The organism is Collinsella sp. AM10-26, from assembly GCF_003472525.1.
Lineage (GTDB): Bacteria > Actinomycetota > Coriobacteriia > Coriobacteriales > Coriobacteriaceae > Collinsella.
In genome coordinates this window covers 306,834-320,779 of the sequence record NZ_QRMC01000001.1, presented here as the reverse complement: position 1 = coordinate 320,779, position 13,946 = coordinate 306,834, and the positions used below count along the sequence as shown (strand labels likewise).

The window sequence follows — 13,946 nt, the reverse complement described above, 5'->3', positions numbered from 1 at the left end:
GAAGTAAGGAGTGCCGAGTATGGCCGAGAAAACGATTGATATCGCATCGCCGATCCTGTCGCGCAACGAGCGTCTGGCAGACCAGCTGCGTCAGCGATTTAATGAGGCAGGCACCTATGTGATCAATGTACTGTCGAGCCCCGGTTCGGGCAAGACCACCACGATCCTGGGCACCAACGAGCGCCTGCGTGACAAAGCCGGCCTGCGCTGTGCCGTCATCGAGGGCGATATCGCCTCGGACGTCGACGCCATCATCATGAAGGAAGCCGGCATGCCCGCCATCCAGATCAACACGGGTGGTCTGTGCCACCTCGAGGGCAACATGATCATGGAGGCCGTCGACGCCTTCGACCAGGCTGTGGGTTTGGAAAACATCGACGTCATCTTTATCGAAAACGTTGGCAACCTGGTCTGCCCGGTCGACTTTGACCTGGGCGAGAACCTGTCCATCATGATCCTCTCGGTGCCCGAGGGCGACGACAAGCCTATCAAGTACCCGGGTATCTTCCAGCACGCCGGCGCGCAGCTGCTCAATAAGGTCGACGTTGCCCCGGCTTTCGATTTTGACATGGATAGGTATACTAAGACACTCGATGACCTCAATCCGCAGGCGCCGCGGTTTGCCGTGAGCGCGCGCAAGGGCGAGGGCATGGATGCCTGGTGCGATTGGCTCATCGGGCAGATCGAGCAAGCAAGGGCGTAAGTCGGCCGCCATAAGCGCGGGCGCAGCCGCAGAGACATGAGATAGGAGCCTCTTTTGAAGCTCATCATCGCCGAGAAAAACGACGCCGCGCGCCAGATCGCCGAGCGTCTGTCCACGGGCAAGCCCAAAAAGGACAAGGTGTACAACACCGCCATCTACCGTTTTGAGTGGAAGGGCGAGGAGTGCGTGACGATCGGCCTTGCCGGTCACATCCTCGCGCCCGATTTTTGCGACAGCGTGCTGTTCGATAAAAAGCTGGGCTGGTATTCGGTCACCGAGGACGGCGAGATGCTGCCGGCCGATATGCCCGATGGTCTGGCACGTCCGCCCTACGACACCAAGCGCAAGCCGTTTCTTGCCGATGGCATCTCCATCAAGGGCTGGAAGCTCGAGAGCCTGCCCTATCTCACCTGGGCGCCCGTCATTAAGTTGCCGGCCGAGAAGGAGCTCATTCGCTCGCTCAAGAACCTTGCCAAGAAGTCCGACAGTGTCATTATCGCTACGGACTTCGACCGTGAGGGCGAGCTGATCGGTTCGGACGCCCTCAACAAGGTGCGCGAGGTTGCGCCCGACTTGCCGGTCGCCCGCGCCCAGTATTCTTCGTTTACCAAGGCCGAGATTACGCAGGCCTTCGATAACCTTGTCTCGCTCGACCAGAACCTGGCCGATGCCGGCGAGAGCCGTCAGCATATCGATCTTATTTGGGGCGCGGTGCTCACGCGCTATCTGACGCTCGCCAAGTTCGGCGGCTTTGGCAACGTGCGCTCCGCCGGCCGCGTGCAGACACCGACGCTTGCCCTGGTGGTCGAGCGCGAGCGCGAGCGCATGGCGTTTGTGCCCGAGGACTATTGGCAGATTCGCGGCATGGGTGCCGCGCAGGGCGCCGCCGAGGACGACCGCTTTAAGATCGCGCACAAGACGGCGCGTTTTACCGACAAAGATGCCGCCGAGACAGCGTATGGTCATGTCGACGGCGCTACGACGGCGACCGTTGCCGCGGTGACCAAGCGCTCGCGTAAGCAGCAGCCGCCCACGCCGTTCGCGACCACCTCGCTGCAGGCAGCCGCTGCGGCCGAGGGCATATCGCCCGCACGCACCATGCGCATCGCCGAGTCCCTCTACATGGCGGGCCTCATCAGCTACCCGCGTGTCGACAACACCGTGTACCCCGCGACGCTTGATCTGGGCGCCGTGGTGAGCGACCTGGCAAAGATCAACCCGGCGCTGGCGCCCGTGTGCAAAAAGGTGCTCGCCGGTCCCATGAAGCCCACGCGCGGCAAGGTCGAGACCACCGACCACCCGCCTATCTATCCCACGGGCGAGGGCGATCCGTCCACGCTCGATGGTGGCCAGCGCAAGCTCTACGACCTCATCGCCCGTCGCTTCCTGGCGACGCTTATGGGTCCTGCGACCATCGAGAACACCAAGCTCGAGCTCGACGTCAACGGCGAGCCCTTCGTGGCTTCGGGCGACGTGCTCGTGACCCCGGGTTTCCGCGAGGCCTATCCGTACGGCCTTAAGCGCGATGAGCAGATGCCGCCGCTTGAGCAGGGCGATACGGTCGACGTGTTCGACATTAAGCTCGAGGCCAAGCAGACCGAGCCGCCCGCGCGCTACAGCCAGGGCAAGCTCGTGCAAGAGATGGAAAAGCGTGGCCTGGGCACCAAGTCCACGCGCGCGAGCATCATCGAGCGCCTGTACGCCGTGCGTTACCTCAAAAACGATCCCGTGGAGCCGAGTCAGCTGGGTATCGCCATTATCGATGCACTGTCGCAGTTTGCCCCGCGCATCACGAGCCCCGATATGACCAGCGAGCTTGACGGCGATATGACCCGCGTGGAGCGCGGCGAGGACACCGAAGAGCATGTCGTGACGCACTCGCGCGCGCTGCTGGCCGGCGTACTCGACGAGCTGCTCAAACATACGCAGGAGCTGGGCGACGCCATCAGCGACGCCGTCACGGCCGATGCGCGCGTGGGCGCCTGCCCCAAGTGCGGCAAGGACCTGGTTATGAAGACGAGCGCCAAGACCCGCGGCAGCTTTATCGGCTGCATGGGCTGGCCCGACTGCGACGTGACCTATCCGGTGCCGAGCGGTGTCAAGGTGAGCCCGCTCGAGGGCGAGGCCGCCGTGTGCTCCGAATGCGGCGCGCCGCGCATTAAGTGCCAGCCGTTCCGCCAGAAGGCCTTCGAGATCTGCGTGAACCCGACGTGCCCCACCAACTACGAGCCCGACCTTAAGGTGGGCGAGTGCAAGGTGTGCGCCGAGGCCGGACGCCATGGCGACCTGATCGCGCACAAGAGCGAGAAGAGCGGCAAGCGCTTTATCCGCTGCACCAACTACGATGACTGCGGCGTGAGCTATCCTCTGCCGGCGCGCGGTAAGCTCGAGGCGACGGGTGAGACCTGCCCCGAGTGCGGCGCCCCCATCGTGGTGGTCAACACGGCGCGCGGTCCGTGGCGCATCTGCGTGAACATGGACTGCCCGACCAAGGAGAAGAAGCCCGCCCGCGGCCGCAAGACCACGACTAAGGCGAGCACGGCGAAGAAGACAACGGCGGCCAAAAAGACGACGGCCAAAAAGACAACCGCCAAGAAGTCGACGGCGAAGAAGTCGACTGCCAAGAAAGCGGCTACCGACAAGTAGCGGCGCAGTCGAAACATCGCCCTAAAAAACGAGCGAGGACCCTGCGATCCTCGCTCGTTTTTTGACCGGCAGTTAGGGACGTTCCTTTTCTGCCGGCAGTTTAGGAACGTCCCTAACTGCTGGCTCGGGAACGACAAAGCGCTAGTTCACTTCGACGGGTTTGGCGCCGGGATAGCGCTCCTCAAAGTCTAGGCGGTACTTATTGTCATTGGTGCCCGCCACGTTGTCGTGTGACAGCGGCGCCACGATCTCATTCTTATGGTCCGCAGGCTTGGCGTATTTCAGGCTGATCTCCCAGGCATCACAGATTGCGTCGATGCGGTGATCCAGGTCGTCGTACAGGGCAACGATGTCCTTCCAGGAGCTGTAGTTCCTGGAGCTCGTCGGGACGTCCAGATCCTCGACGATGTCGTAATACTGCTCGATGGTGTCCTCCGTGCGCTCGGCGACGTCGGCGAGATTTTGACGGGTGGTGCGATCTTCTTCCAGATAGCTGCCATTGAAGGCCTGCGCGCAGGCGCGGACCTGGCTGTCGAGGTCTTCGAGCAGGTCGTAGTATTCGCTCAGTCGGCGGTAGAGGTTCTGCTCGGAGAGCGTTGCTTCGCCGCCATCCTCGTCGTCATCGTCATCATCGTCGTACAGGCTGTTGGGATCGCCGAGGGGCTTTAGGTCATCGTCGTCGACGTCATGGTGCAGCTTAGCTACCTCGGCAGTCGTCTGCGTGGCGGCGTTGTCGAACGGTCTGATTGCAAAGAAGATGACCAGAGCGATGATGATCGCCACCAGCACAACGATAACGGCGATAAGCGGCCCGGTGCCGCTCTTTTTGGGAGCGGGGGTCTGTGGCGAAGCGGGCGCGTATGAGGGAGCCGGCTGCTGTTGGGGCGAGCCGCTCGCGACGGGTACGCGCTGCGTGGTCTCGACGGCCGCGGGGCTTGCGGCGGGGTCGGGGCGATAGGCGAGGGGGTCGTCTGCCTTGGCTTGCGGCATATCAAGGGAGCCGGTCTGCTCAAAAGCGGGCTGGCTATCGCTCGCGGTTGTTTGCTCAACGGGTGCACCGCACGAGGTGCAGAACTTGGCATTATCTGCAAGAAGCTTGCCGCACGAGGCGCAGTACCGAGACATTGCCACTCCTTTCGCCACATTTCAATGCAATACGACGATTATACCCATCGTCCAAAATTCCCCATCATGACAGTTGGGGACGTTCCTTTTCGGCCGGCAGTTTGGGAACGTCCCTAACTGCCGCCTGGTGGTTGGGGCGCGCCTGCCCCTGGGGTATCATGATTTGGTTGATATATCTGCATTTACGCGCCATGTAGGAAGGGGCTGCGCCCATGGCTTTTGAGCCCGCTCAACATAGCTTCATCACGCTCGAGGGCGTCGACGGCGCCGGCAAGTCTACGCAAGCGCGTCTGCTTGCCCGTGCGCTCGATCTTGCCGGCTACCAGGTGGTGAGTCTGCGCGAGCCGGGCGGTACCGCCATCAGCGAAAAGATTCGCGCCCTGCTGCTCGACCCCGCCAACACGGCGATGGGTGACACCTGCGAGCTATTGCTGTACGAGGCGGCCCGTGCCCAGTTGGTGCACGAGGTCATAGCCCCCGCCCTCGCGGCCGGTAAGGTGGTCCTGTGCGACCGCTTCTACGATTCCACGACCTGCTACCAAGCGTTTGCCGACGGCCTCGATCGCCAGATGGTACGCGATGCCAATAAGCTGGCCGTCGCGGGAACGCATCCGGCGCTCACGCTCGTCTACCACATCACACCTGAGCAGGCGGCGCTGCGTATGGCCGCCCGTGGCGCGGCAGATCGCATGGAGGCAAAGGGCATGGCGTTCCAAGAGCGCGTTTACCAGGGATTTTGCAGCATTGCCGCCGAGGAGCCAGGCCGCGTAAAGCTCATCGACGCCACCGCGCCCATCGAGGAAGTCTTTGCGAAGACGGTCGAGCAGGTCCGCGCGCACGGTCTCGATATCTCCCAAGACGCCGTTGCCGCCGCGCTTGCCCAGGAGGCCGAGTAACATGGCCCCCGCTCAGACAAGCCTGTTGGCCAAGCTCGACACCCAAGAGCGCGTGCGCGACTTTTTGACCAATGCCGTCGCCGGCGGCCGCGCATCGCACGCTTACCTGTTTTTGGGTGCTCCCGGCGCCGGCAAGCTCGACGCTGCATGGGCGCTCGCCCAGGCCTTCCTGTGCGAGCAGGATGGCTGCGGCGCATGCGACAGCTGCGTGCGCGTTGCTCGGCATACGCATCCCGACGTGCACTATTACACGCCCGAGAGTGCCACGGGCTACCTCATTGCCCAGACCCGCGAGTTGCTCGATGACGTGCCGCTGGCGCCCATCCGCGCCAAGGCCAAGGTCTACATCATCGACCGCGCCGAGCAGCTGCGCGCCAACACCGCCAACGCGCTGCTCAAAACGCTCGAGGAGCCGCCCGAGGGCGTTATGTTCATTTTGCTGGGCACCTCGGCAGACGTGATGCTGCCCACCATCGTGAGCCGCTGTCAGTGCGTGCCGTTTCGGCTGGTGTCGCCCGCCGTGGCCGCGCAGGCCGTGAGCCGCGCCACCGGCCAGGACCTCGCGCGTTGTCGCATGGCGGTCGCCGTGGCGGGGAGCCCCACGCGCGGCATCGAGTTCCTTAAGAGCGCCGAGCGCCAGGACGCTCGCCGCCAGATGGTTCGCGCCATCGATTCGCTTATCGCCGCCGACGAGGCTGATGTGCTCAGCCTCGCCAAGTCACTCATCGTCGCCGTTAAGGCGCCGCTCGCCGAGGTCAAGTCCACGCAGGAAAAGGTGCTTGAGCAAAACGCCGACTACCTGTCGCGTGGAGCATTGAAGCAGCTTGAGGACCGCAACAGGCGCGAACTCAACGCGCGCGAGCGTTCGGGTATCATGGAAGCGCTGGCGAGCGCGCGGACGCTCATGCGCGATGTGCTGTTGACGCTTCAGGACGAGGCGGCCGACGTGGTGAACGAAGACGTGCGCGACACGATCGGTCGGCTTGCCGCCGCGACCAATGTTGCGGGTGCCACCCAGGCGCTCGAGGCGGTCGCAACCGCCGAGCGCAACATCGCCAGAAACGTTACTCCCCAGCTGGCCATCGAGGTCATGCTGTTCGATATCAGGAAGGCACTGAAATGCCGTTAGTCGTACCCGTTAAGTTTACCTACGCCTCGCGCGACCTGTGGTTCGATCCGCAGGATCTGGATATCCTCGAGGCCGATTACGCCATTTGCTCGACCGAGCGCGGAACCGAGATTGGCCTGGTCACGGCCGACCCCTTCGAGGTGCCGCAAGACGAGATCGGTCAGCCACTCAAACCCGTGCTGCGCGTGGCGAGCGACATCGACCTGCAGCTTGCCGACGACCTGGCTATCCAGGGCGACGAGGCCATGGTTGATTTCCGCCGTCTGGTCAAGGAACTCGACCTCGAGATGAAGCCGGTCGGCGTCGAGTACCTGTTTGGCGGCGAGAAGGCCGTGTTCTACTTTGCGGCCGAGGAGCGCGTCGATTTTCGCCAGCTCGTCAAGGACCTGTCCTCGACGCTGCACATTCGCGTCGACATGCGTCAAATCGGCGTGCGCGGCGAGACCCGCCTGGTGGGCGGCTATGCCCAGTGCGGACAGGAACTCTGCTGCACGCGTTTTGGCGGACAGTTTGAGCCCGTCTCGATTCGCATGGCAAAAGAGCAGGACCTGCCGCTCAACTCGTCCAAGATCAGCGGTGTTTGCGGCCGCCTGATGTGCTGCCTGCGCTATGAGTTCGAGGCGTACAAGGACTTTAAGAGCCGCGCGCCCAAAAAGAAGACGCTTATCGACACGCCGCTCGGCAAGGCGCGCATCCAGGAATATGACACGCCGCGCGAGCAGCTTGTGCTGCGTCTGGAGAACGGCAAGGTCTTCAAGGTCAATCTGGCCGACATGACGTGCTCGGAGGGCTGCAAAAAGAAGGCCGCCGAGCAGGGCTGCAACTGTCGCCCCGACTGCGTGACGCGCGACGTGCTCGAGCGCATCGAGTCGCCTGAGATGCGCCTGGCGCTCATGGAGCTCGACCGTGAGAACGGCGTCGACGTGGGTGATGGTCTGTCGAGTGCCGACCGTCTGGCCGGCACGTCGATGCCCAAGCGCCGTCGTCGCGATGCTGAATCCGATGCTCGCGCCGGTCAAGGCCAGGGCGAGGGTCATGGCCGCGGAAAGGGCCGCGGCAAGGCCGAGGTGCCCGAAGTCGAGGAGGCCGCCGGTGGCCGTCGTCGTCGCAAGCGCGCGGGCTCGGGCGATGTTACCGAGGCCGCGGCCGCGGGCAAGAACGCCTCTCGCGAGCGCGAGGCTCAGCAGCCCCAGCAGCAGAATCGCGGCGGTGGCATGAACCCCACACGTCGTCGTCGCCGCCATCTGTCGAGCGAGGAGCGCGAGGACGCCTTCCGTGCCGCAGCTGCTCGCGAGGCTGGTGCCGCTTCCAAGGGCCCCTCGACCTCCGATACGCCTGCCGACAAGGGTGGCAAGCAACGCAACGATGACGAGCGCGCGCCGCGTCCGCGCCGTCGCCATTCCTCGGGCGCGCAACAGAAGCCCTCAGTGCCCTCCGTGGCCGATCAGGTCTCGGATGGCGAGGTCAAGGTCACGCGCCGTCGTCCCGGAGATGGCGGGGGAGCGGCTGCCAAGGCTTCGCGTGGCGCAGCTCGCGACGAGCGCGAGCTGCGCGAGGATCGCGGTGGCGAGGGCTCGGCCGACCAGGGTCAAAAGCGCCGTCGCCGTCGCCGTTCCCGCAAGCCGCGCCAGGATGGTGGCGAGGGCTCGACCCCGTCTTCGTCTGCACCACAACCGCCCGCCGGCGAATAACGCCTGCGAGCGGATTTAGCCCGCCTTGCCCCGAGCGCATCGGGGTATCATAGCGCTGAATCAACAACCCTCCCTGCGACCGAACGTAGGGAGGGTTGTGTCTTGAAGAGCCATCTGAACATATTGAGCCGTCTGCAGGGTGCCGGCGCCCTACCGTTTGCGGACGAATTGCTACCGTTTGCCGAGCGGGCGGCACGCGAGGCGCTCGAGGCATTGTCGCCAACACGATGTGCCGGCTGCGAGCGCGCCGGTACGCTTATTTGCCAAGACTGCCTGGCTGCGCTCACGCTCATCGACCCATGTCATAGCTGCACCCGATGCGGCGCCCCGTTTGGGGATTTGCTGTGCACTGAGTGTTCGGTCGAGGGCACGTCCTCGGCAATGTCGGAGGCGCTCGACCGCTGCCTGGCGTGCGCCGTCTATGCGCATCCGCTGCCGCGCATCATTAAAGCTTACAAGGACGCGGGCGAGCGACGTCTGGCTCCGTATCTGGCGGAGTTGCTCTACGACACCGCCCTGCATGCCCAGGTCGTAGCGCCCGAACGCTTAGGAGGCGTGCTGTCCGGTGCGGATGCGGTGGTGTTTGTGCCTGCGACGGAGGCAGCGTTTCGGCGGCGCGGTTTCGATCATATGGAGGCCATTGCGCGCCCATTTTGCGAGCTGTCGGGTGTTCCTCTGCTCGATGCCCTCGTCAAGTACGGCCATGGCGACCAGCGCGAACTCGGTCGTGAGGAGCGCCGCGAGCGTGCCCAAGGCATGTACGAGACGGTTGAGGACGTGCACGGCCGCCGCCTGCTGCTTATCGATGACGTTATCACTACGGGCGCGACGATGGCCGCGGCTTCGGCGGAACTCAAGCGCGCCGGCGCTGCGGCAGTCGATGGCCTTGCTATCGCACGTGTTTGGTAGGGGTGGTTTTGTGGCAGTAAAGATTGAGCGGCGCAACGAGCCGACAGGCGAACAGCTAGCGGCTTCCGTAATCCTAACAGGCGCCTCGGCGCTGCGCATGATGCGCGCCGAGCGCCGGCAGATGGGCTATATCAGCTGGAAGGACCTTGATCCCGATGAGGAGCGCCGTGTGCTGCGCACGTCGTCGCCCTCGACCGAGGACATCTATCTTCCCGACTTGGTGCGGATTGGGGCCGCAAGCGGCGAGGTGCAAGAGGATTTGTGTTTGCTGGTAGGGTCTGCAGCGCAGCGCCGCCGCATTCTTGGCGTGAGTTGGTCCGTATGCTCCGAGTTGCCTGCCGGCTCGATTCTAGAGGTGGAACCGGGGGTGTACGGCCTATCTCCCGAGGCCCTTTGTGTTGCCGTTGCACGCGAGGTTGGCTGCATCCAGGCGTTTGCCCTAACCCAGGAACTGTGCTCTAAGATTTCACTGAGCGACCGCGGGAAGTATCTGCCTCCCTACACCTCGCCCGTTGCGAACAAACTTGCAAAGGACAAGGACCAACCGACAGACGTGGGCTACTTTGAAGTCGAGCCAGTGCTGACGCTCGATCGCTTGGCAGATTACCTCGCGGTATGCAAGGGAAACGCGGCCAAACAATTGCAGCGTCTGTGTCCCTACTTGTCAGAAAACCTGCGCTCGCCCATGGAGTGCATCATGCTCGCCCTATTTTCGCTTCCGTTTTCCTATGGAGGATTTGCTTGCGGTCCCTTTAAGACCGACTACAAGATCGAGTTCGATGATCGCGCGCAGGCAATCTCGGGGATGCCCCATGCAGTTTGCGATGCATATCAGGAGGCAGCCCGGTTTGACCTGGAATACAACGGTGAGCTGGGCCATTCCTCCCGGAGGGGACGTACCCATGATGAAAAACGCAACACGGGCTTGATTACTATGGGAATCGAGGTCGCAACGGTCAACAACGAAATGCTTTGCGACATGGAAGCGATGGAAGCGCTCGCATGGCGCATCCACCAGCGTATGCGAAAGCGGTACCGGAATCGTGTCGATGCCTGCAGAAAGAAGCAAGAGGCGTTGCTTAACACGCTGCGGGTGTGTTTTGGGCTTAAGCCGGTCTAATTCGCGTCGAAAATAGGGGGTTAATCATATGCCTGGCCAAAATATGGCAAATATGAGTACTGTCACTAAATCAGTAACAGCAAAATCAAAGAATTTAGGACTCGGAGGCGGCGTAAAGTAAGAAGATAATAAACAAATGTAGAATAACTAAGCATCAGGTTGGCGACACTGAGCGCGAAATCTGTCCGAGAGGCCAAAACTGCCTGTTACTAAATTGGTGACAGTACTCATATTTGCCATTTTTTGGTCACGGCACCCTAAGAAGGGTGCCCCGGAGCTCCCCACAGGGGAGCTTCGGGCTTCATAGGGGCACGAATAGCCCACTCCGACCTGCGAAATCTGTACTCGCGATGCGAATGACGCCCCTAACCTTAAACTTTAGCTTGAACTTAGCTATAATGCGCTACGTTCCTACCAGGCTGTGGTTGCGGACGGACGAAATGCCCGTCCTAGTCCAAGACAGACGCGGTCAAAGGGATCCACGTAAGCGACCGCGTGCGCGCGGCGCGATCATGGCGCGTCCTAGATGTAAGCCGCACCGTCCGTTCTACTTTCTTTGGGGCAATACCGCCTCGCGGGCGAGCGGGCCAGTCGTGAAGGTGGCTGCGGCCTCCCGAGCAAACACCCCGGTGCGCAAGTGTGGGGTCAAATACCAGGTCAGCTGGTGGGAACAACCTGATATTCCGCGCAACGCACGGATCGTATACGACACAGAAGGCAGGGTAGTGGACATGGTGAGGGGCAGCTTGATGCACGCGGCTCGGTTAGGTGCTGGGACTGCAGCGGTCATCGCCGTTTTGGGCCTGAGCGGATGCGCGTTCAACCCGCTGTCTACGTTCACGACTCCCACGATCGACCAGATCGAGTACGAGACCGTCACGCCGGCGGTGTCGGACGATGCCCTGGTCACTCCCGGAACCCTGACGGTCGCCCTCGATACTTCCGATGCGCCACAGGCAATGCAGGGCGCCGACGGCGAGCTTACGGGGTATGCAGTCGACGCTGCCCGCGCCCTCGCAAGCCGCATGGGCCTTAAGGTCGCCTTTGTCGATGCGTCCTCGGCAGGTTCCGCACTCGGCGACAAAAAGGCCGATATCTTTATCGGCGAGATCAACTCCACGGACGGGGACATTAGCTCGCTCGGCACCTGCCTGTACGATGCCGCTTCTGTGTTCGGTAAAACTAGCGATGGTGGGTCGCTCAGCGTTTCCACCGATACCCTTAACACGTCCACCCTGGGCGTTCAGATGTCCTCGGCCTCGCAGGAGGCGCTTGCTAAGCAGAGCATCACCGCCAACCAAAAGACCTATTCCAACATCAACGAGTGCTTTGAGGCGCTCGAGTCCGGCGAGGTCGACTATGTGATCTGCGACTCTACGGCCGGCGGCTACCTTGCACGCCTGATGAGCGAGGTCTCCTATGTCGGTTCGCTCGAGGCGCCCTCGACGCTTAGTGTTGCGGGCCTCTCGTCCAATGACGAACTGTGCCGTGCCGTGAGCGATGCCCTCGACGGTATTACGGCCGACGGCACGCTCGAGGCGGTCCACTGCGTCTGGTACGGCACGATGCCCTACGACCTCACCACTAAGACGGTTTCGGGCGCTAACGTGCAGCTGGGCGATTCTGAGTCCAGTGAGACCATGTCCTCCGGCAGCGAGTCCTCCGATTCCAACAATGAGACCGCATCCTCCGAGGACAAATCGTCCAGTCAGGAAGGCGCCATCACCGACGACGACATTAACAAACTTAATAGCTAGTTATTGCTAGGGGTGGTGTCTCCTATACGATGGAAAGGACGCCTCTTCACGGTTTCAACACGCACCGCCGGGCTTCCCCAATAGGGGAGCCCGGCTTTTTTGTTTCCGTAAAACCAGCAGGTCAAGGGCAATTTCCAGGAGAAAAACCAACTCAGCCGACGCTTTCCTATAGCGCACTTTGCCACGGAAAAGTGCGAGACTTCGGTATGCGGTATCAAGCAATCGTTATTCGGGTCTTTGGGAATTCGGGTGATTAAATGCACGGCAGTGGGTACATAGCCAGTACAGTAAGTCCCCGAGGCAGATTGGAGCCACGTATGGATATCAAGGTTTCTGGACGCAAGACGACGGTAACCGATGCTCTGCGTGCGCATGTGGATGAGAAGATCGGCGAGGCGCTCAAGGTTTTCGATATCGAGCCCATGACGGTCGACGTTGTGCTTCGCTATGAGAAGAACCCCTCGAACCCCAACCCGGCAATCGTCGAGGTTACGGTTCGTGCCCGCGGTTCGGTGATTCGCGTTGCCGAGCATGGCGCAGATATGTACGCCGCCATCGACCTCTCCGCCGATAAGGTCACCCGCCAGCTGCGCAAGTTTAAGACCAAGGTCGTGGACAACCGCCAGGGCGGTGCCAGCGCAGCGGATGTCGCACCGGTCGAGCGCGTCGAGGATCTGGCCGACCTGCTGCTGCCCGAGGAGGAGGACGATCTGCTCGTCCGCGAGAAGGTCATCGATGTCACCCCGATGACTGAGGAGCAGGCGCTGGTGCAGACCGATCTGCTCGGCCACGACTTCTACGTGTTCGAGAACGCGACGACTGGCCTCATCAATGTGGTGTATCACCGTAAGAATGGTGGATATGGCATCATCAAGCCCCGCATCGAAACACTTGACGAGTAAAATACGTTAACTTGCATGAGTTAACGGCCGGCGGTCATCCCATGCGGATGGCCGCCTTTTTTACGTAAGGAGTCGCTTTGATGGACAAGGCTGCATCTACCGGCCATTCTGACCGCTGCCGCATCGTCGTCGATACCTGCTGCGACTTTAGCCCCGAGGTCGCTGCGAACCTCGATGTCGATATCTTGGGCTTCCCCTTTATCATCGATGGCGAGGAGCGCACGGACGATATCTGGTCGAGCATGAGCCCCAAGGAGTTCTACGACCGCATGCGCGCCGGCGCTCGCGTGTCTACCTCCGCCGTGTCACTCGGTCGCTATATCGAGTTCTTTACCGAGTGCGCCAAAGAGGGTACGCCCACGGTCTACCTGTGCTTTACCTCGGCGCTGTCGTCGAGCTACAACTCCGCGTGCCAGGCGGCAGATGCCGTGCGCGCCGAGTATCCCGATTTTGAGCTCTACGTGGTCGACAACGCCCTGCCCTGCGCGACCGGCGAGCTCTTGGCGCTCGAGGCCGTGCGCCAGCGTTCGGCGGGACTGACTGCCAAGCAGCTGGTCGACTGGGCAAACGAGGCCAAGACCTATGTCCACGGCTACTTTACGCTCGAGAGCTTCGATGCGCTGGCTGCCGGCGGCCGCATTCCGCCCGCGGCGGCGCAGCTTACTGCAAAGCTCGACGTCAAGCCCGAGCTCTCCTACGACCTGGCCGGCTCGCTGTCGCTGATCGGCGTCAACCGCGGTCGCAAGAAGGCGCTCAAGTCCATCCTCAAGTCGTTTCGCGAGAACTACGTGCCCGACCGCACCATGCCCATCGCCATTATGACGGCCGATGCCGAGAAGGACGGTGACTGGCTCGAGGCCGCCATCCGCAAGGAGGAGGGCTGCGCCGACGTCACGATTATCCGCAGCTCCGTGGGCCCCACCATCGGCTCGCACGTGGGTCCTGGCATGGTGGCCTGCGCGTTTTGGGGCAAGAACCGCGCCGACAAGGCGTCGCTTTCCGACCGCATCGCCCGCCGTGTGCGCGGCCAGTAGGCAGGTTCCGCGGCCGTAATCGCCCTCAACTCAC

The 13,946-nt window shown here is 62.2% G+C and carries 11 protein-coding genes; 10 read left to right on the top strand and 1 reads right to left on the bottom strand.

What is annotated here, in order from left to right; genetic code table 11:
- The first annotated feature begins 19 nt into the window (after window positions 1–19).
- Together hypB and DW123_RS01400 are read left to right on the top strand one after the other, a co-directional pair.
- Complete coding sequence (gene hypB, locus DW123_RS01405) at window positions 20–703, top strand: hydrogenase nickel incorporation protein HypB (RefSeq protein ID WP_055251237.1); 684 nt, start codon at window positions 20–22, stop codon at window positions 701–703.
- 54 nt (window positions 704–757) lie between these two features.
- Entirely contained in the window at window positions 758–3,349 is a 2,592-nt protein-coding gene (locus tag DW123_RS01400; RefSeq protein WP_118273006.1) for a DNA topoisomerase I, read from the top strand.
- A gap of 141 nt (window positions 3,350–3,490) precedes the next feature.
- Here the strand turns inward: DW123_RS01400 and DW123_RS01395 are convergent, their stop codons facing one another.
- Complete coding sequence (locus DW123_RS01395) at window positions 3,491–4,474, bottom strand: zinc-ribbon domain-containing protein (protein ID WP_117794125.1); 984 nt, start codon at window positions 4,472–4,474, stop codon at window positions 3,491–3,493.
- 212 nt (window positions 4,475–4,686) lie between these two features.
- Here DW123_RS01395 and tmk point away from each other — a divergent pair, with 212 nt between their 5' ends.
- The 8 genes from tmk (at window position 4,687) to DW123_RS01355 (ending at window position 13,912) form a co-directional block, all read left to right on the top strand.
- On the top strand, window positions 4,687–5,370 hold the full coding sequence (gene tmk / locus DW123_RS01390) for a dTMP kinase (protein WP_118099146.1): 684 nt from the start codon (window positions 4,687–4,689) through the stop codon (window positions 5,368–5,370).
- Between the two features lies 1 nt (window position 5,371).
- Window positions 5,372–6,499: an ATP-binding protein gene (locus DW123_RS01385; RefSeq protein ID WP_118273005.1), complete on the top strand. Its 1,128-nt coding sequence runs from the start codon at window positions 5,372–5,374 to the stop codon at window positions 6,497–6,499.
- Complete coding sequence (ricT, locus tag DW123_RS01380) at window positions 6,490–8,190, top strand: regulatory iron-sulfur-containing complex subunit RicT (RefSeq protein WP_118291471.1); 1,701 nt, start codon at window positions 6,490–6,492, stop codon at window positions 8,188–8,190. Before DW123_RS01385 ends, ricT begins: the two co-directional genes overlap by 10 nt.
- A 102-nt stretch (window positions 8,191–8,292) precedes the next feature.
- Entirely contained in the window at window positions 8,293–9,099 is an 807-nt protein-coding gene (locus DW123_RS01375; RefSeq protein WP_233540101.1) for a ComF family protein, read from the top strand.
- Window positions 9,100–9,196: 97 nt separating this feature from the next.
- Window positions 9,197–10,219 (top strand): hypothetical protein, encoded by a 1,023-nt coding sequence (locus tag DW123_RS01370; protein ID WP_147351588.1) that lies wholly within the window; start codon window positions 9,197–9,199, stop codon window positions 10,217–10,219.
- 749 nt (window positions 10,220–10,968) lie between these two features.
- Window positions 10,969–11,976: an ABC transporter substrate-binding protein gene (locus tag DW123_RS01365; protein ID WP_158570844.1), complete on the top strand. Its 1,008-nt coding sequence runs from the start codon at window positions 10,969–10,971 to the stop codon at window positions 11,974–11,976.
- A gap of 317 nt (window positions 11,977–12,293) precedes the next feature.
- Window positions 12,294–12,878 (top strand): ribosome hibernation-promoting factor, HPF/YfiA family, encoded by a 585-nt coding sequence (gene hpf, locus DW123_RS01360; protein ID WP_035137685.1) that lies wholly within the window; start codon window positions 12,294–12,296, stop codon window positions 12,876–12,878.
- An 80-nt stretch (window positions 12,879–12,958) separates the two neighbouring features.
- Window positions 12,959–13,912, top strand: a complete 954-nt coding sequence (locus DW123_RS01355) for a DegV family protein (protein ID WP_117763426.1) — start codon at window positions 12,959–12,961, stop codon at window positions 13,910–13,912.
- The last annotated feature ends 34 nt before the right edge of the window (window positions 13,913–13,946 follow it).

Coding starts and splice junctions, on each gene's coding strand:
- hypB (WP_055251237.1), top strand. CDS start 20: ATGGCCGAGAAAACGATTGATATCGCATCGCCGATCCTGTCGCGCAAC.
- DW123_RS01395 (WP_117794125.1), bottom strand. CDS start 4,474: ATGTCTCGGTACTGCGCCTCGTGCGGCAAGCTTCTTGCAGATAATGCC.
- tmk (WP_118099146.1), top strand. CDS start 4,687: ATGGCTTTTGAGCCCGCTCAACATAGCTTCATCACGCTCGAGGGCGTC.
- DW123_RS01385 (WP_118273005.1), top strand. CDS start 5,372: ATGGCCCCCGCTCAGACAAGCCTGTTGGCCAAGCTCGACACCCAAGAG.
- ricT (WP_118291471.1), top strand. CDS start 6,490: ATGCCGTTAGTCGTACCCGTTAAGTTTACCTACGCCTCGCGCGACCTG.
- DW123_RS01370 (WP_147351588.1), top strand. CDS start 9,197: ATGATGCGCGCCGAGCGCCGGCAGATGGGCTATATCAGCTGGAAGGAC.
- DW123_RS01365 (WP_158570844.1), top strand. CDS start 10,969: ATGCACGCGGCTCGGTTAGGTGCTGGGACTGCAGCGGTCATCGCCGTT.
- hpf (WP_035137685.1), top strand. CDS start 12,294: ATGGATATCAAGGTTTCTGGACGCAAGACGACGGTAACCGATGCTCTG.
- DW123_RS01355 (WP_117763426.1), top strand. CDS start 12,959: ATGGACAAGGCTGCATCTACCGGCCATTCTGACCGCTGCCGCATCGTC.